The sequence below is a fragment of the Exiguobacterium artemiae genome, assembly GCF_033342815.1.
Taxonomy (GTDB): Bacteria; Bacillota; Bacilli; order Exiguobacteriales; family Exiguobacteriaceae; genus Exiguobacterium_A; species Exiguobacterium_A artemiae_A.
In genome coordinates this window covers 1-18,691 of record NZ_JAWPEN010000017.1, presented here as the reverse complement: position 1 = coordinate 18,691, position 18,691 = coordinate 1, and the positions used below count along the sequence as shown (strand labels likewise).

Sequence of the window (18,691 nt, the reverse complement as noted above, 5' to 3'; positions counted from 1 at the left end):
GTATGATTGTACTCGTTTTTTTATTCTCAAGGTCATACGAACTTTATCTGTGTACATGTACTCACGTATGGTTATATGTTTGTATAGTTGTACTCATATACAGATGTGTAGATATACACTTCTACATATCTGTATATCTACACATCACCTTTCTTTAGGAAGACATCTTCGATGAAACAGTATTTAGATTTTTGCGAACATCATGCGGGACGGCGTCTCGAAGGACGACCGGACTGGCATTGGAACACGATCGATATCTGACCATCAGATGCGATTTAACTTGGCGGACTGATTCCCGCTCGTGACGGCGAAGAAGTTGCACATGAAATCGATCATTCATAAGTTGATCTGGTTCGACAAACATCGGATACTTGAAAGAGAATGGAGTGAAAATTTGGGACGAGTGGGCAGACGCAGATGGAAACCTCGGTCCGGTCTACGGTGCGCAATTATGAGGTTGGGTGATCGCGGAAGGTCACCTCGATCGACGACATTCAGATCATCGGGTATGGCCCGGATCCACATATCAAGGGAGAGATGGCTATCTGACATGAAAAAATGGTGGCGCATCATCAAAAAGTGACGATCTGTCACCAGTATCACGTCACGATTTATGCCCGATCGAGAGAGGATGCCGAATTACAAGCACTCGACATCAAAGGCATGTAGATCATCTTTTCATTTTGCGAATCAATTTGGTAGACTATTGATAGTTATCGCGTGGATCGGCTAACTGAGCCGGTCCACGTTTTTTTCGATAACGAAAACGTTTTGGTTTTGCGCACGCGCTATCGCAGCGTGTGATTAGTATGGGGAGGACCGGAGACGGTCTATCAATTTTATTTGGGAGGACTCCATTATGACCACCATCAAGCCGACACCAGAACGGACGTACACGAAGATTCGTGGGAAAAGCTTTGCAGTAGACGAGGACATCTTACGTCAAGTTGTATATGATACAGGAATATCCAAAAACATTTTACGCTATAAATTCGAAAAACCGAATTTCAAAAAAAATTCACTCGATTACGGAAAAGAACTATACGACAAAATGTTCAAAATTGTACTTCGAGATATTAAGAAAAATTTTCCGGATGGACCCGATGATCCCGATTTTGATTTGCAATCTCGTATCCAACTCTTAACCTCTATTGGCGAGCAAGGTGATTTCACTTTATTGAATCGCTCAGATATTCGCCATGATACGTTAGCAAACATTTTAGAAGAATCCGTGGTCCCGAAATATCAATTCCACTCTAACGATTATGATCGAGCAGGACGCGTCTTAATCAAATCTTTTCCGTATACCAACAAAAATACTCCAAACGCGCATTTCTACGTAGTAGTTTTACTAGATGAAAGCATTAAAAAAATGCATGGCGAAGTCAAGGAAATTTATTGGGAAGGCGTCGCGGAAAAATATTTTATCTTGGATTTCCATCGTACGGTTGCCAAGCTATACTTGCGAAAAATGATAATTGACTTCACACTCAATCGTCCTGACCTTGCAAAATACGCCATCCTGGATTTGTACACTGAAAGTCGTAAAACCTATGTTAAGAGTATCGATGATGACTCCGATGCTAACTTCAAACGAATCTTATCAGATTTTGCGGTTTCACAAGGCTACGAAGTCGTTGATTCCCATATTGGCGAAACATTTCATTCTTTAGGCTACATGGAGCGAATTTTTAAAGGTCTACCACTCCAATTGACAGATAAAGATTACTTGAATAACAGTTTTCGAGACGAACTATTTATCATCTTAACGAAAGAATTCATTCGATATGTTAACGCTCTACAAGAAAAAATCAAAAACTTGTCTATCAACCGCTCAGAGTATGCACGTGCTTACGAAATGAAAAAAGGACAAAAATCTATGCATATCGAGAGAGCGAGCAACTCAAGACTCTTAAAATACTTTGACGAAATTGAATTTGATGGTGACGTAAAAATTGATCGCTTCAAAGATTTCGAAGAAGACTTGATCGAGATGTTGAACGGAGCAAAATTCCCGAAAATTGAGGGTAGCAGTCTTCGCCTGCGAAAACTTGGCCGTCATCATGCTACAGGTATGTATTTCATCGAACCGAAAGCGGTCGTCATAGATTTCCGAAAAAACGGGTTGAAAAGTTGTCTTCACGAACTTCTTCATCACCTCGATTACACGTATAGAAAAACTCGACAAGAGGGTCTTGAGACATTGCACGATAGTCTTGCCTTCCGAGAGTTGTACGACATGTACCATCGACGGATTGAAAAAACGATGGTATCGATTAATACTCGGATCGAAAACGGGGATGCTGGCGAAGAAGAAAAAGATTTTCACTCGGAATGGAACGGAAACACGAAATATAATAATGCATATTACTTGCGAGAAGAGGAAGTCTTTGCACGACTCGGTGAGATAGCCCTATTGGATGAGTTAAAAAATCGTGGTTTGGAACCAACGCTATACAAAACGGAAAAAGATATGCACAAAGGCGTATCGCAAATCGTCGTCTATCCAATTGACGATGCTCTTGTTGATAGAGCAACTGAATACTTCAAGCAAACGTTACCTTTCCTTTTCTCGCAAACGAAAGGCTGATGTGTTATGCACCCTTAGAGACATGCAAGAGAACAAGCTAGTCTATGACTTCACAGCAAAAAAGTTACCGAAGCATATGAAACCGTAACGGTATCGCTACAACAGTCTTACGCTCTAGCGTTTCGACTATCGTGATGACACGTGGTCGAGCGAAGTGGTTCCCTTACCGATCAGCAAAGGATATTGCCTACTGGAAACGCAATATGCTTGTGCTCGCCTATGCGGTTCGGGTAAATCAGCTTGAGCAGGCGGATGGATTTAAAAAATCGAACGGATGGTATGAACATCCTGGAGAATGGTTCGAGGGGTGGCGTCGGATCATCAGGCCGGGGGACGTTAACGTTCCACGTGCCGGACGATTTCGACCTCGGCACTTTGCCAAAGATTCAACCGAACTGTGATGGTCATTCGACGTTTGAGAAGTAGAATCGTTTGATGAACCGATGCGGCGTGAAGAAGAAGACGTCCTGAAGCATATCCGCATTGGATTACTCTGTTACCGGTGCAATCGGCTCGTCGACGGTTAAAAAAATTCACGTCCGCAAAAGTGACAATCGTGCTGGCTTGACGATCGCAACAAAAAACGGTTTAACACCAACGAAAAAAGAGGCTAGCCCGCCTCTTTTTTGACCAACGAAACACCTGTTCTGTGGATAACTTTTTCCAATGCAAAAAAACTTATCCACAGATTTTTCTAGTTTTCAGTTGTCAACCGAATTGTTTTCGGGCTATACTCATCTCAGAAAACAAAATAATGCACGAAAAAAAGAACTGTTAGCCTGGGGAGGCAACAGTTCGGTTACTGCCAGCACACGACGCTGGACTTTCACTTACCACCCTGCAAGGTGCGTAAGCTACGACCTCATTTGCTACTCTCAATAGCAAATAGGTATTCAAGATGTACTTAGTATATCGGTCATCTTGACTCTTTAGCAAGTCTTTAGACTATTTTTTTGCTGAATTTTGTCTAAGATTTGCGTGGAAACGCTTTTATTTGGCGTACACCGAAAAAAAGAGATGTAGTTGAAGGTCCAAGACTGGTCACTTACCGAGTCCTTGCCCTTTCTCTACATCTCTTTTTTTCGTTCACAACACAGGAGGAACACATCATGAAACAGGAAGAAATCGAAGTCCAAAGAACATACGAAGGGTTCACGCCCGTCAACCATACACCAGTCCGCAACATGAAAGATTTGAACGCCATCGGCATGCTCGTCTACCTGGTCAGCCACACAAAAGACTTTAAGATCACGAAGAGCGGGCTATACACACGATTCGGTCGTTGCATCGCGACGAAAAGTCTCAAACGCTTGGAGAACGAAGGATTCTTCCTGTCGTTCAAACTACGTAACGGGTCACGCGTCGCCTATCGCTATTTCGCTTCGGACGTGCCTTTCACGGAAGAACGGGTTCTCGCAATCGCCGCTCGTTTGATCGTCGAGGAAGGTTACCTGCGGATCGACAAATTGCCGGGCCGGTTCAGCTACCTGTTCGAGGACAAAGGACAATCATTCAGCGAGGCGGCATTCACGGCAGCGAAGGAACGTCACATGCAACAGATCGAAAAAGCAAAGATTCAAAAATCGTCCAGTGTCGAAAATGAACAGCGGACGGACCACAGTGCAAACTCCGCTGTGGAAAAAAATCAGCATAAGTATACTAAAGATCTTAAGAAAACTAATTCTAAGAAAAATAAGTTAAGTAAAACTACTACTAGCAGTTCCGTCACAAAGAATCGTGAAGCGATGAAACAAGCGCTCGGTGACGAGTTCGGTCATGAACTTGTCGCGACACTCGAGAAAGACCTGCTTGTAGATAAGTCGGTCTCGATCAAGACCGACAAGCAATACAACGCCCTCATGCGCTATCGTCTAGATCTTGCGAAAAATGCACAGCGAAACACAGTTTCAAACGGCGGAGCTCTGCCGAAGTGGTACGAAAACGAGAAGACACAGCAACGCATCTACGAAGAAAATCAAAAACAAGAAGGCCTAAAAGCAGCGGAAGGCATCACGCAAGCGGACATCGATGCGATGTTGCAAAGCTTAGGCGTGCCCGTTCATGTCGGTGCGTAAGTAGTAACGCTACCGGTCTGCACGTTTTCAACACCCAAAAAATGTTAAATTGACTCTTCTGATGTTGTATCGTCAAGGATGGGTGGTATTAGTGTCCTCACCAAATACCAGGAGGGGAAGGCTCTATGATTCAAGACCGAATCGAGGAAAGGCACGTTCTTTTTGGCTAAGATGAACAGCTCCCCTTCGATGATCAACAATGAATATCGTCCGTTCATCGAAGGGGAGCCCCTGTATTTTTTGGAACGCGAAAGTTCTGAAAGTAGATTGTGGGGTGTACCGGTCATCCGTTATGAGACAATGCATTTACCGTATCAAACGTCTCGGACAATCACAGCACACGTCGTCTATTTGACGCGTCACGTCGATCTTTCGCCTCGTTTGCAGGACATCGCTGATTTACTGAAAGTGCAGAAATACCAGGCTTTTTCACTGCTCAATCGCTATAACATAAACATTATACGGTACCGTCAACGGTTGTCGAACACGCTCCCCGAGCATTTCGACACGATTTTAAGGGGGAAGCCATCTCGGTTCGGGAACTCGAGAGAAAATATGCTTTCTCTTTGTATATCGACCTCAAAAACATGATCAAACGTCATACCCGGTATCTGGATTTTGACAAATTCCGACCGAAAGGCATTCCACGTCCTCACGTCGATGAAAAGCTTTTAAGTGAGATCTACCTTGCCATATCGGAAAAATGCATAACTAAGAAGGCGTTGCGTCAGGAGCTTGAAGTGTTTTTACAACATCTTTTACGAATCGTTCAGTCGCCTTGAATCCGAATGAGAAAAACATGCGTCCTAAGAAAGACGTCACACGTCTCGTGACAGATACATTTTTGGTCTTCGAGTCCTTACTTAAACCTATATCGGGAGGCTGACATCTTGATTCTAACCAGCGTAAAAATCCGGTTGAAAACAGACAGAGTGGGATCACAGTTCCCTTCTTTGAGCAAGGTTTGAAGAAAAAAATTCATTCATAAAATCAAAACACTAGATGGTAATGCGAATGACTCGCAGTTTCAACCAGACGGAGTCAAAAAGTATGCTAATTTCCTCAAAAAAATCGAAGAAAGCGATCAAGCTATCCGACATTTGCAAAAAAATAACGAAAATATTTCCCGTATTCCGGACTTCCATTGGTCATGAGCAATGCATAGTGGCTCTCAAGGAGCTCTTTCTCATATCGTCAGCGTGTTCGTTTTTACCTCCTTACTCGACATGGTATATGAAAAAAATACCATGAATTAGCGATATTTTCTTGCGTAAAAGTATCAAATAACATATCTCCAAAGCTTTTTAGGTATTTTAGATAGAGTAGTAGCAAAAAGGCAATCGGACACACCATCAACGAGAATGTATTAGTGATAATTATTTTAAAGGTGTTTAGTAAATTATATACTTACTGTATTGTTCAATTGGTTATAATTTAAATATAAACGATGAGGAGTGATTCACTTGGGAGCAAATGTAGAGTATTTCAAAAAGAGGTTAACAGAGGAAATAGGAGAAGTAGCAAGTGATCAAGTATTAAATACAGCTTTAGAAATTTTTACGTACGCTCCTAAAAAAGATAATCCTGAGAGAGTTTTAGGATTACTATATGGATTAGTACAAAGTGGAAAAACTAATATAATAAATATGACAACAGCTATTGCAATAGACAATTCATTTAGATTGTCCATCATTTTAACTGATAGAAATAATACACTACAAACTCAAACTGTTGGAAGGTCGGAAGATGCTTTATGTACGCCGTATATAAAGAAAATTTCAGAATTAGAAAAAGACGATATGGGTTTATTAGATATCTATGTTAAAACTGATGGATTAGTCATAATATCTAAGAAAGATCCGAATGATTTGGAAAAATTGAATATTGTTTTATCAAACCTTAGCAATATAGCAGATATTCCAACATTAATCATTGATGATGAAGCAGATGCGATTGGATTAAATACGAAACAACGAAATGAAGATTCAGAACATAATGTAAGTACTATTAATGCTGCATTAGTTAATTTACGAGATACTTTTTCAACTCACCTTATGTTACAAGTAACAGCTACACCTCAAGCTATTATTCTTCAAAATGATGTTGATGGTGGCTTTCATCCTGAATTTGTAGTTTTGTCTAAAGCAGGAGAGGGATATGTGGGTATTGATGAATTTTTTTCCGACACAAATTCATTAAACTATATTCGAAACGTGAATCTAGAAGAAGTTCAAGAATTGAAAGCAATATTTGATGAAAATGTTTCAGTTTTGCCTCAAGGGCTACTATTTTCACTAAATACTTTTATTGTAGCTGGGGCTATTAAAATTCTTGAAGAACCAAATTCTCCAGATAATCAATTCACTTATTTAAGCCATATAAGTCATTCTCAACAAGTTCATGAAACACTGCGAGTAATGATAAAAATTTATATAAGAGATTTAACTCATGCTTTAAAAATACCGACAGAGCACAAAATTAGAACTGATATACTAAATGGTTTAAATAGTGCATACGAAGATGTGGTACAAACATGTTCTAGTGTTCCTATTTTTTCAGAAGTGTTAGAAGCTATAGAAAAGAATATTGCTTCACATGATGTTTTGGTTGTAAACTCTAGTCCAAATGGTATTCGTGAATTAAATTTCAATAAAAGGTTTAATTTTGTTATTGGAGGCAACCGCTTGAACCGAGGTATTACATTACCTCGATTATTAGTAACTTACTATGGCAGATCTTCTAATCGACCACAAATCGACACTCTATTTCAGCATGCTCGTATGTGCGGATATAGATCTAAAGATTTAAGTGTTACACGAATTTTTATTCCTGAAGAGTTGGCTTCTATTTTTGCAACAATTAGTGACCATGATAGCAGACAACGAGAACTTATTGAATCAGGTGAGTTTAAAAGCATATTATATTTAGATCATGATGTAGTAAAACCAACTAGACCAAGCGTTATTCCTACAACTGTTGGGATATATAAACCTGGAAAATCGACCTTTCCTAAAATTCCAGAGTTCAATAAAAGTAAAATAGAACTTATTACAACTTATATTGACACTGAATTAAGCGGATTGCCTCGTAAAGAAGTAATATCAGTAGATGTATCCTTAGCATCTAATATCTTATCTAGAATACCATTAGTTTCCGCAGGAAGTTGGAACGAAAAAGTTATTTGTTCGTATTTAAATACCTATTATGTTCAAAAATACTCTAATGAAAAAATTAATTTAATTATTACTGAGGCGAATGTTGGATTGGCAACTAGTAGGGGGAGTCAAGCGTTGGGATCGATACTAAGTCCAACTACTCAAGATTTAGCTAATTCATCTGATCCGTCAATTCCATTAGTCATTTTAACTAGAAACCCTGGGGTAAAGCCAGAATGGAATGACGCACCATTTTGGATTCCTTGGTTCCGTTTTCCTGATAACGAATCCCATGTCCTATTTAATGTCGAAAACTTTTAATTATGATTTTTAAATTTGCGAAAAGGAGCCACCTTATTTTATAAGATGACTCCTTTTCACTCTTAATTTGTTAGTAAAACATCTTTAATAACTACTTCTTTCTTCCCTTTTAAATTGTTAAGTTGAAGTTTAGGAGTAGGTTCAACTGATTCATATTCTATATTAGCAAAAGTTTTTAAGATCGCTTCAAAAACAATTTGAGCACCCGCTGGAGGAACTGCCATTCCAATTTGCTTCCGGACTTTTTCTTTTGTACCAACAAAGAAGAAATCATCTGGGAATGTTTGAAGTCTAGCACGTTCACGATTTGTTAAAGCTCTTGTTTCTTCCCAGTGGTACATATGAGTACCACCACCACCGCTACCAGTCACAGTATAAGCTGGCCGATTTGGATCAAGACGTTTGTAGATAGAACTGAGGCGGGCTCCTTTAACATTTAACCGAAGGTGCTCTGGAATTCCCAAATACCAAGCATTTTCACCTGGAGGAATGAAACTCAGCATATCTTGAACTTTTTGTGTATGTTTTGGAAAGTCGTGGTTAAAAGCATCTTCTGGAATAGGCGGATTCAAAATGGCCTCACGAGATGTTTTAACATGATCCATGGTATTTAGTGGAGCAGGTACTTTAAAAGTGATACCTTCTTGTGCTATATCATTTCGAATTCCAACAATAATGATACGATGACGCGCTTGTGGAACACCATAAAGTTCGAATTTATACAAATGAGGTGTCAATACATAGCCGCACTCTTCTAACTCTGTCAAAATTTGAATAAACGCTTTTCCTTCATTTGCACTTTGTAATCCACCAACATTCTCAGCTACAAAAAACTTCGGTTGGTATTCTTTTAAGACCTTTACACCATAAGAATATAGAGGACCAAACGTACCGTTTAAACCTTGCTTCTCGCCGACTTGGCTGTAGTCATTACAAGGAAAACCGAATGCAAAACAATCAATATCTCCAAGAATGGACTTATCACCAATCGGAAGTTGTTCTACTGGTCCGTGATGAACAGACGGATCTTCAATGTCTTCGCATATATTGTATCGATAGGTTTTACAAGCTTGTTCGTCATAGTCATTTGACCATTCGTGAACAATACGAAATTCCTCTTCTGTTTCTGGGTGAATCACTCTAGCATTCTTAGCCCCTAAAGATAATCCACCAGGACCGTTAAATAATTCGCCTTTTTTAAATATCATATGAAAACTCCTAACTATAAAATCGAAAGTGTGTTCTGGCATACTCCTATGCTAAGTATTGTACACGTAATGATAAAAAAAAGCAGCAACTAACACTTAAAAAAAACAAAGAAGCATGAACAATAAATCATTCAAGGTTGAATGATTTATTGTTCATAACTTGCTGTAAATTGTATGTAAGAAGTCAGAGGGAGGAAATTAATGGATGAAGAAAATCTAAAAAACTTAAAAGGTTTAATGGAGATGTACGTGAGTTCTATGATATTAAATAAAGAATTCATTGATCCTTTACGACGATATCTCCCCGACAAAACGATTCGGAAGCGCCTGTCTGAAGAAACGGGTAAGGATATTAATTCGATCTATCGTGATGAACGGACCGGGACGATTTATAACGGCATTATGTTTTTGCGATATTGGAGAGCATTTTTAGTTATTCATAATGAAGTGGCTCTGGATGCGTCCGATCCAAAGCGAATAGAATCGATTCTTCAGAAATATGAAATTCACATTAAAATGATTTCTGAAATTGAAGGAGAAGTTGATTTTCAAAGTGCGATTGGACGACACCTTTCATGTATTTTAGACGTCATTCAACATTTTGAAAGATATCCTCTTCCTCAAAATCGAAAAGCAAAAATCAATGTTTTAAAGAAACTTCAATTAAACGAACAAGTGATGACGGGCTTGAAGCAACGTAGACGAGAGAGGATGACAAGCATTGACTGAACGAAAAATTTGGTTTATCACACGTCCGGAACGAGATCCGCGTTATCATGCGGAAGCGATGAGCGCTTTGCAAGAAGCAACGAACAACTTCACATTGAAATGGGAAGGAAACCGAGAGCTGCATAAACATTACGAGGCAGTTCTTGCTTCGCACAAATTGAAGCGAAACAATATTAGTAACGATGGTTCAGGAGGACGGACATGGTGCGCCTTACTTAAGACATTTGCGTACTGTTACATTGATAAAAATGGCGTTGTTAAACCAACTAAAGTAGGACAAGCATTAGTAGATGGGATCAAAGAATACGAGAATGTGAAAAAGCAAATTCTTACGTTACAAATTCCAAATGCTTATTTTTTAGAACGTGGTTTTCGACCTAAATTTGAAAGTAGTTTTCGTATTCGACCAGCTCGCTTCTTAATAAAACTTGTGCAACGTGAAGATCTTCAGTACTCGATTAGTAAAGAAGAAATTACGTACTTTGTTTTGACTGCTCAAAACGATCGTGAAACAGATCAGGTCGCGAAAAAAATTCTCACGTATCGCCAGGCTTCGTTAGACGAGAAAGAGCAAATGAAACAAGAAATTGCTGTACTGTATGATCATCGTGCCCGGAATGATAAGGCAGCACGGGACTACTATCAGGCCCATTCAGATGTAGCGCATACCTTCATGATGCTGTGTGAATATACAGGATTAGTGGAATACACACGAGGAGAAAGTGTGTTAACGACACAACCTGATTTAGTAAAGGAAGCCTTACAAGTGTTAGATGAATATGATCAAAGGTATCCATTCAACTCGCGTTATCGTATTTCAATTGAACGAATGGCCCAAAACAATGGACTTGATGTTGAAAGCTATAAGGCCAGTGATTACGGTGATGTTAAGCCAGCGCATAATTTAGGAAAGCGTCAAGCCAAAATAGAATCAATTTTAGCGAAAATGCCAAATTGGACGACTCAAACAGATGAAGAGTTGATACAAGTACTAACCAATTCTCTTGGCCCAAAAGAAGCTTTAAAAATCGTTCCTATTTTACGTAAAGAACAACCGACTCTTCTCAGTGTATCAGAAGAATTCGTTGACTCTTATTTAGGGAAAATGACACCTTTAGAATTTGAACAAATCACGGCGACGATTTTTAAGGAGCTTGGTTTTGAAGTGATCTATCAGCCAAAAGTCCACGGAACAAGAACAGAGATTGAATTGCTTGTGAAATATGGGAATGAGTTTGGAATCATTGATACGAAGTACTACGAGAGCGGTTTTCCTTTATCGCAAAATCTCGCCAACTATATGGCTTCAGAGTATATTCCTAACTATTTAAACTACGATGGTTCGCGTCTCTCCTTTTTTGGCTATATTACTTCATCCGGCTATTCAGGAGAAAAGAAACTCCAATCCATTACTACATTGAGCGAAAAGTTAGTAGGAGACAGCATCGAAGGAATTATGCTTACACGTGAAGTTTTATTAGGTTTCTTGGATTACTGTATCGAAAATTCCATTCCGAAAGAACAACGGATTCAACTTTTTGTGGATCGTATTCAAAACAAGGCATTCAATGATTTGAAACTTTTCCTATGAGATGGATTGAAGGAGGATATTTCTATATATGATTGAAAAAATGTTAAAAGAGTTTCGACAAATCTCAAGAGACTATTCTAAAAGACATTTTCGCCCTATTCAAAGAACTCGAGCGTTCAACGTTTATTTTTTCTCAACAGTAGCTTTTTTGATTATGTTTTTAATTACACTTATGTTATTTTCTAAAAAATACGATGTTGTATTGACTCTAAGCTGTTTGTTTAGTAGCTTTGCTTTACTAGTTGTGTCGCTAGTGTCAGAACGATTTTCAATGAAGCACTTTATGATGTATTACTCTAAAAAGGATGACTATGTAAAAGCACTCTTTAAAAACTATCTGCAAAGAGAATTTCATATCAATCAACCCGATCAATTAAAACATGTGTCTATGATGATTTCTAAAAGCATCCAATACCAGAGAAAAAACTATAAATTTAATCCCGGTTACTTTTCCATCGTGTTAACGACGATTATTGGATTTTCAAAGTTCTACGATGAAGGGGACATGGTATTTACACTTAGCTTATTTATTCTATTTGTAGGGATTTTTGGAATCACTCATATTGTGTTTACAGTCTATACAAATTATCAAAATCTTATCGTCGAAACGTTAGAGAAAATGGAAACAGTCGTTAATGAAATCACGCTCGACATGCTAATTGCTCAAAAAAGTAAGAAGATCAGTTAATTGATTCAAACTAAAGAAGTAGTTTTGAATTTTATGATGGCCAATACATCATATAAAAAGAAGTCGGGAGTGATTGTTGGTGACAGTTCCTTTTATCCAAAACAAGGTATACAAACGAAGTGAAATCCATGATGAGTTCGGAGGAAGTCGAGAACGTGGCATCAGTATGTCTGCTAAGTCTCCAATGGTCTTTATCTTTTCAAGCGAAACAGGAAAAGAATTTGGATATACAAATGGCTGGAATGAAGATCGTGATATTTTTTACTATACGGGTGAGGGACGTAATGGCGATCAAGTATTTAAAATGGGCAATAAGGCACTACGTGATCATGTTTCAAATGGAAAAGATATCTACCTATTCAAAAACGTTTCAAAGGGAATGTTTCGGTTTGAGCAACAACTGACTTTGGTCGATTATACGATTTCCTCTGTATCGGATGGATCAGGGGGATTGCGTGATGTTATTACTTTTGCTTTTACCATTTTTGAAAGTATCTCGGCAGATCCAGTTATCGACTTTGATAAGAAAGCAACACTTCAAGAACTGCGAGAGCTTGCGCTTAACGATACTTCGAACGGGAATGAGACGATCCAGCAGAAAAAAGTACACGTTCGGAAGCGTTCTGATGCAATAAAAGCTTATGCGCACAAAAGAGCAGCTGGAGTATGCGAGTCATGTGAAATGCCTGAGCCGTTTCAAGCGAAGTCAGGTAATGCGTTAGATGTTCATCATTTGTTGCGGTTATCAGATGGGGGACCCGATCATCCTGAGCATGTTGCTGCTATTTGTCCTAATTGTCATGCTCGGATTCATAGAGGGATAGATGGTAACGAGTTAAATCAACAATTAATTGCTAAGATAAGAGTAAAAGAAGAAGCATATGTAAAAAGTAAACGTAATTTTTAAAAACTCAAAAAGATCTATCACAGATAAGAATGATAGATCTTTTTTTGTATTTAAGTCGATTTGTATTCATTCTGCATTTAGAAGAAAAAACATAATATTCACCACTTTTCAGCGATGTTAAGCTTATCTGTTTTTATAAATTTTCCAGACGTAATCAATGTAATTTGTTAGCTTTCCAAAACCACTGTATCTTAGCTTCTCGCGATATTCTGGATGCTTCTTAAGTAACTCATCTAGATACATGGATCTTAGAGAGTGATTGGTACACTCGTGGAATTGCTTATCTTCAAGAATTGATTTAGTGACTAAGTCAATTTCTGCCTTTCTCTCATCGTCCTCTTCTTTTTCCATTTTATTTAGTTCATCTTCGCTATACCTATCGGATACTTCGTCTTTAATAAGTTCTAAAGCTGTCTCAGCATCGTCGATTCCGTAAAAGTGATCGTTCCATCCCGAGTAATACATTAAAACGCCATTATGAACGAAGTAAATATGAATTCCTGTAGGATCACGCCAGTTGAGACGTGCCACCTCGTCATTATGTTTCTGGATCTCCTTATTAATCTCTTCATGGATTCGTTTCGGATATCTTGAATTATTTATTTTTGGAATAAGATGCCCCTCTAAATCAAAATAGGTATGCATTTGCATAACTAAAATTTCTCCGCTACTTTTGAGAGCCTTTTGAAACGATTTAAACGTCATGAACTTTATCCCTTTAACGAGTACACTAAAATCAATAATTGCATTTATGAATAAGTTGTTCTCGTCATTTATCCAATTTTCTAAATCTAAATAGCTAATATCATCATCTTCACGATATTCAATCATTGCTCATTCTCCTTGATGATGTCTCCCGGAAATACAAGTAATCCATAATCGTTCCAGAAGTCAAATTGATTAATTAAATAATCGACATGCATTAGATTTTTTATTTGATTAAATCGTTTTTGAAATTATTTTACCATATACTTCTAAAATGGGTGCGATAAAGTAGCTCAGATTCTTTCCTATTTACAATCCTAATAGGAAAGAAACGCAAGCATACGATTAAGATATTAAACATACTCAATTAGTCTTATTTGAACATAATTGTAGTAAGGGCATGCGAGGAACGTTCTTTTGGTTGATATGATTTTCAAGAGTCTAGTCCACTCATCCATCCATCATGTTAGTTAAGGAACTGCGTGTCACCTCTAAAAGCATGGATCAGAGCGATACCGCTCTGTCTGATAGAAAAGGACCGTAAGCCGTCCTGTTTCCGTACTCTAGCTCGCTCCTCGTCGGGGCAAGAGCCATCAAAAAAAGCCGCTGCCGTTCCTCGTCTTCCTCCGCGTTTTGCTCAAAGCAAGCTTTTCGCTCGCAGGCTCCGGAAGCCTTCGTTTCGGTGCGCTGTCCGCTTTTTTTGATCTTTCCCTGCGGTCACCCTTGCCCCGTCTCGCGACGCTCGCTACGTTCCCGTCAACAGGACGGCACCGTGTCGGACTGAATCCTACTCGCGAAAGGAGCTTTTTCATGAAACTGACCAAACTCGTTGAAATCACACGTATTCGCCAAGAGGTCCGGGAACCGGATGTCGCCCTTGAGACGACGCATATCACGTCACCAGAGGATGCTTTCCTTGTTGCTAGACGCTTCATCCAGGACGATGACCGTGAGGTGTTCCTCGTGATCCTGCTGAACACGAAGAACCGAGTCATCGCCGTCCACCGGGCGCACGTCGGGAGTATCAATTCGAGCATCATCCATCCCCGTGAAATCTTCAAGTCCGCTATCCTCAATAATGCAACTTCGCTCATCGTTAGCCATCAGCATCCGAGTGGCGACCCTAAGCCATCCCTCGAGGACATCGAGGTGACGGAACGCTTGCAGGAAGTCGGGCGAATCATCGGTATCAAATTGCTTGACCATATCGTCGTCGGGGCAGGAGACGATTACGTCAGCTTAAAAGCCCAAGGATTGCTTTAAATTTATCATTCAGCGTAGACAGATGGGACACTCCCGTCCTGTCCGCGCGTAAAGCATGGACGAAAAACGGATCCGTTTTTCTTTGAAGGATGTACAAGCATCTACGGAATGGATTTGTTCCAAATCCAAGGGATGAAAGAGGCCCCCAGTGGAAAGTTCCACTGGGGGCAAAACGGAGAGAGGTGATGATTGAATCGTTCAGCACTCCTTTCATTAGTTTAGTAATTGATGGAGAAGCTGATGATGGAATGGATAGGTAGTATCCGACGATGAAAGTTCATTTATACTTTCGATTAGTGGTGTCTTCCTAGGCTCTATTGACAGAAATCTAAAAATAATTAGAGGAATACTCTTTTGGGCTCATGCGTGATGCTGTAAGCTGCATCGCAGCAACACCCTCATCGCACCGCTACCTTCCTGCCGGATCGATAACGAGAGTTGCCAATCACTGGTGTGAGGCATCTCTACGTTCCTGATCCTTGCGACGAAAGGCACGGAGCGTTTAGAATAACAACAAAAATTAAATCATAGAATTAAAACCATAATTATTAAAAACTCATGTGGTATAAAAGGTTATCTATCTTTGTGATTGTTACGTAAGTTTTACCGTAGTTTTGTAGATGCTCAAGGGTAATAGAGGTTCCTTCTGGTAATCCGAGTTGCTCACGGAAATATATTCCGAGTAAGGCATTACTTTCAGTTGTGTGAATGGCTTTTCTATTACTCTGAGCCATTACGCAAGTGAACTCTACTCCATCATCAGTTTGAATTGTAAAAAGTTCTTCTACATCAGGGAAGAAATCGGGATAATCCCTATGAGTTTTTACCGGAACGGGAATGTAAGCTTGATTATGATTTCTGCCGTCGCGTTGTCCCCAATTTAATCCTGATTTTGCGCCCACTTCACCAGTACGTGTTAAAAGACTTAATGTGATTTGATTTTTTGAACGTGATAAAGGAAATCTATTTTGATGCTTTAATGATCGAAGTGTGGAATTTAGATTAACGTCTACCGAAGAAAATCCTCCTCCTCGAGGTAAGTTATGAACTTGACTTGTGTTAGCGTGCATTCCGGCCATATAAACGACATCAGAATAGTCTCCTAAAATATTTAAGTCTGCTTCTGAATAAAATAGATCAGCATTTTTAGATTCTACGGAAAGGGCGAGGTATTCTTTCATATTAGGGATCTCTGATTCTAGCGGAAGATCATCTTTTACGAAACTAATTGCTTCTTCGCTTGTGCAGAGGGTAGTTAATAGGTTAGTCGACAAATCTTCATCTGTTAATTCATTCGATTGAAGCATCGTTTCTTGATTAATTAAGAAACCATTAATCGAAAAATTTGCAGAACCAACAAAAGTTTTTGTTTCGTCAGTTTGTGAATTTAGCCAGTGATAAATTTTTGAATGATTTGGCTGAGAAGAAGTTACATAGCTAACAGTTAGTTGGGGATACCTGGACATTAAATCAACAAAGGCAGAATGATTTGATTCAAAAATCTTGTCTTTCGGAATCATTCCGATGGTGAGGTCAATCGATAAGTCGGGAAACCTATTTAAAATAAATACTAAAAACTCAGGGGATGCATATCCACTTAAAATCTGAACAGTATCGAAATCATTTTCATAAGGCGTAGAAAAAACATGATCTAGTAAATTAGAGTTGTGTAGCATAGTATGCCCCTCTCTCAATTCAATATTTTTACATATGACAAATTATGGGACACATCCATTACTGGTACAAGCGTTTTGTTGCAATCACTGAAATTATTAGAGGTTTTTTAAAATGAGGTTTACTCCTTTTTTAAAACTTCTAATAGAAGAAAGATTAGATAAACTAAAAAATCACACTGATTGACGTTCAATTTCGATTCGTTCGAGAATTAAACAATTCTATTCTTTTATCTCTCCCTAGATCTGCAGACGTTCTACATAAGACAGGTAGTTTTTACAAAGGGTCAACTGATTTTTTGCTTTATATTCGTTGTTTTTTTACTCGGTCCTTTATAATTGTCATAGACTCAGCTCTGTATACACCGTCTCGTTTTCCCTTTGAAATGATCTTAGCATGTCCTCATAGATCATTATTTGTTCTTCACGGTTCCTCATTATTTTTTTCCGCAAACCAATGCTTTGTCTTTACGAAGTAAACCCATTCTAAAGGAGCCTACCATGAAAACTGAAAAATCCAAGTTCTACAAGTCTTTGAACTACTTCTCTATCATTCTCATAACCATCGCGCTTGTCCTGTTCGGTGTCACATACTGGCTCAACCACAAAGATGATGAGCCGACTGTCGCTGAGAAAGAAGAAACAACAGTCGATGAAGAGGTAGATGAGAACGATAGCTCAACGACAGACGATGACGAATTGACTGAAGAAGAAGTTGCGGATGCACAAGCTGCGATCGACGCCGTAGAAAATGACGAGGAATCGACGCCGTATGAAGATCCTGATACATATGTGACAGATGAGCAGAAGCAAGTCTACGCGGAATTCTACCCTCAACTCAAAGCTTTTTCAAATAAGTATGATTCTGCCTGGGATGAGCTTTGGGGACCTGCGATCGAGATGGCAGAGACTGATCCTGATGGTGCAATTAGCTTACTAACGTCGCTTGCAGCTGCTTACGATGTGTATGGACAAGATCTGCGTGATCTTCCTTTCCCTAGTGAACTTGACGAAGGGGATGCAAGCGACTTTGATCTTGCAACTGACTGGTTCGCGGATGCGATGGGTGAACGTCAGAAGGCCGTTATCTTCGCAGCTGCTGCCATTAAGCAAGAGGTATTGACGAGTGATGCTACAATAGTTTTCCTGAAAGATGCATCCACGCGTGCTGACTCTAAGATGATTGACGCAGCCGCTATATTCACTGATCTCAGCACAAAGTATGGCTATATTCAATAAAGAGATTTGTTTATGCAACTTGTTGAAAAAAATACCTACTTCTAAGTTATTAAATAAAGGTGGAGTGGATAATACTTGATTTTAAATGGTAAAATATGAAATGTTTAATTTATGTCTAAAAATGAATGAGGTGAAAAAATGCAACATCAACATACTTTTTTATGTCCTAAATGCGGTGAAAAGTTTACAGAAAGTTTTGAGCTTCAAGACTTGGAGCCTGTTTCATGGGATGAACGTGGAATGGGTACAGAAACACAATATGATTTTTCTGGAGAAGTTACTTGTCCTGAATGTAAACATGAAATAGTAATTTCAGGTGAAGCTTGGGAATATCCAGAAGGAGCCGGACTTAATCCAATAGAAGTTACATCATATGAGTAAAATACGAATATGATCAATATTCATCCTAGAATTAATTTTTTATAATTGACGGTTTGTCAAATTAAGTGCAACACTTCTTCCGAGAAGACCTCGTATGCAGTTTTCCAGTTCAGACATTTCCGTGGTCTCCCATTGATCCAGGCGAGCGCTTGGGCGAGTTCAGAAC

Annotated in this window: 15 protein-coding genes and 2 pseudogenes; 13 read left to right on the top strand and 4 right to left on the bottom strand. The window is 39.1% G+C overall.

Going from position 1 to position 18,691, the window contains the following annotated elements; translation table 11 throughout:
- Positions 1-171: 171 nt before the first annotated feature.
- The 6 genes and pseudogenes from R7V76_RS13820 to R7V76_RS13795 form a co-directional block, all read left to right on the top strand.
- A pseudogene (locus R7V76_RS13820) lies at positions 172-449 on the top strand (thymidylate synthase); the annotation flags it as partial.
- A 410-nt stretch (positions 450-859) separates the two neighbouring features.
- Positions 860-2,590, top strand: a complete 1,731-nt coding sequence (locus tag R7V76_RS13815) for a hypothetical protein (protein WP_318093243.1) — start codon at positions 860-862, stop codon at positions 2,588-2,590.
- A 134-nt stretch (positions 2,591-2,724) separates the two neighbouring features.
- Positions 2,725-2,991: a hypothetical protein gene (locus tag R7V76_RS13810; protein WP_318093241.1), complete on the top strand. Its 267-nt coding sequence runs from the start codon at positions 2,725-2,727 to the stop codon at positions 2,989-2,991.
- 82 nt (positions 2,992-3,073) lie between these two features.
- Positions 3,074-3,220 (top strand): hypothetical protein, encoded by a 147-nt coding sequence (locus R7V76_RS13805; protein WP_318093239.1) that lies wholly within the window; start codon positions 3,074-3,076, stop codon positions 3,218-3,220.
- Positions 3,221-3,699: 479 nt separating this feature from the next.
- On the top strand, positions 3,700-4,665 hold the full coding sequence (locus R7V76_RS13800; RefSeq protein WP_318093237.1) for a hypothetical protein: 966 nt from the start codon (positions 3,700-3,702) through the stop codon (positions 4,663-4,665).
- A gap of 1,463 nt (positions 4,666-6,128) precedes the next feature.
- Positions 6,129-8,141, top strand: a complete 2,013-nt coding sequence (locus tag R7V76_RS13795) for a Z1 domain-containing protein (RefSeq protein ID WP_318093235.1) — start codon at positions 6,129-6,131, stop codon at positions 8,139-8,141.
- A gap of 62 nt (positions 8,142-8,203) precedes the next feature.
- Here the strand turns inward: R7V76_RS13795 and R7V76_RS13790 are convergent, their stop codons facing one another.
- Positions 8,204-9,349 carry a DNA cytosine methyltransferase gene (locus R7V76_RS13790; RefSeq protein ID WP_318093233.1) on the bottom strand — a complete coding sequence of 382 codons (1,146 nt, stop codon included), beginning with the start codon at positions 9,347-9,349 and terminating at the stop codon, positions 8,204-8,206.
- A 201-nt stretch (positions 9,350-9,550) separates the two neighbouring features.
- Here R7V76_RS13790 and R7V76_RS13785 point away from each other — a divergent pair, with 201 nt between their 5' ends.
- The 4 genes from R7V76_RS13785 (at position 9,551) to R7V76_RS13770 (ending at position 13,264) form a co-directional block, all read left to right on the top strand.
- Positions 9,551-10,078 (top strand): hypothetical protein, encoded by a 528-nt coding sequence (locus tag R7V76_RS13785; RefSeq protein WP_318093231.1) that lies wholly within the window; start codon positions 9,551-9,553, stop codon positions 10,076-10,078.
- Entirely contained in the window at positions 10,071-11,669 is a 1,599-nt protein-coding gene (locus R7V76_RS13780; RefSeq protein WP_318093230.1) for an AlwI family type II restriction endonuclease, read from the top strand. The genes R7V76_RS13785 and R7V76_RS13780 overlap by 8 nt, the downstream gene beginning before the upstream one ends.
- Before the next feature lie 28 nt (positions 11,670-11,697).
- Positions 11,698-12,357 carry a hypothetical protein gene (locus tag R7V76_RS13775; protein WP_318093229.1) on the top strand — a complete coding sequence of 220 codons (660 nt, stop codon included), beginning with the start codon at positions 11,698-11,700 and terminating at the stop codon, positions 12,355-12,357.
- A 79-nt stretch (positions 12,358-12,436) separates the two neighbouring features.
- Positions 12,437-13,264 (top strand): HNH endonuclease, encoded by an 828-nt coding sequence (locus tag R7V76_RS13770; RefSeq protein ID WP_318093227.1) that lies wholly within the window; start codon positions 12,437-12,439, stop codon positions 13,262-13,264.
- A 123-nt stretch (positions 13,265-13,387) separates the two neighbouring features.
- On the opposite strand, the gene R7V76_RS13765 is transcribed toward R7V76_RS13770, so the two are convergent.
- Positions 13,388-14,095: a hypothetical protein gene (locus R7V76_RS13765; protein ID WP_318093225.1), complete on the bottom strand. Its 708-nt coding sequence runs from the start codon at positions 14,093-14,095 to the stop codon at positions 13,388-13,390.
- A 684-nt stretch (positions 14,096-14,779) separates the two neighbouring features.
- On the opposite strand from R7V76_RS13765, the gene R7V76_RS13760 reads away from it, so the two are divergent.
- Positions 14,780-15,232 carry a JAB domain-containing protein gene (locus R7V76_RS13760; protein WP_214803082.1) on the top strand — a complete coding sequence of 151 codons (453 nt, stop codon included), beginning with the start codon at positions 14,780-14,782 and terminating at the stop codon, positions 15,230-15,232.
- A 548-nt stretch (positions 15,233-15,780) separates the two neighbouring features.
- On the opposite strand, the gene R7V76_RS13755 is transcribed toward R7V76_RS13760, so the two are convergent.
- On the bottom strand, positions 15,781-16,908 hold the full coding sequence (locus tag R7V76_RS13755; RefSeq protein WP_318093222.1) for a restriction endonuclease PLD domain-containing protein: 1,128 nt from the start codon (positions 16,906-16,908) through the stop codon (positions 15,781-15,783).
- Between the two features lie 498 nt (positions 16,909-17,406).
- Between R7V76_RS13755 and R7V76_RS13750 the strand changes: the two genes are divergently transcribed.
- Both R7V76_RS13750 and R7V76_RS13745 read left to right on the top strand, forming a co-directional pair.
- Positions 17,407-18,144 (top strand): hypothetical protein, encoded by a 738-nt coding sequence (locus R7V76_RS13750; protein WP_318093221.1) that lies wholly within the window; start codon positions 17,407-17,409, stop codon positions 18,142-18,144.
- 138 nt (positions 18,145-18,282) lie between these two features.
- Positions 18,283-18,525 (top strand): hypothetical protein, encoded by a 243-nt coding sequence (locus R7V76_RS13745; protein ID WP_318093220.1) that lies wholly within the window; start codon positions 18,283-18,285, stop codon positions 18,523-18,525.
- Positions 18,526-18,581: 56 nt separating this feature from the next.
- Here R7V76_RS13745 and R7V76_RS13740 read toward each other — a convergent pair.
- A pseudogene (locus R7V76_RS13740) lies at positions 18,582-18,691 on the bottom strand (IS30 family transposase); the annotation flags it as partial.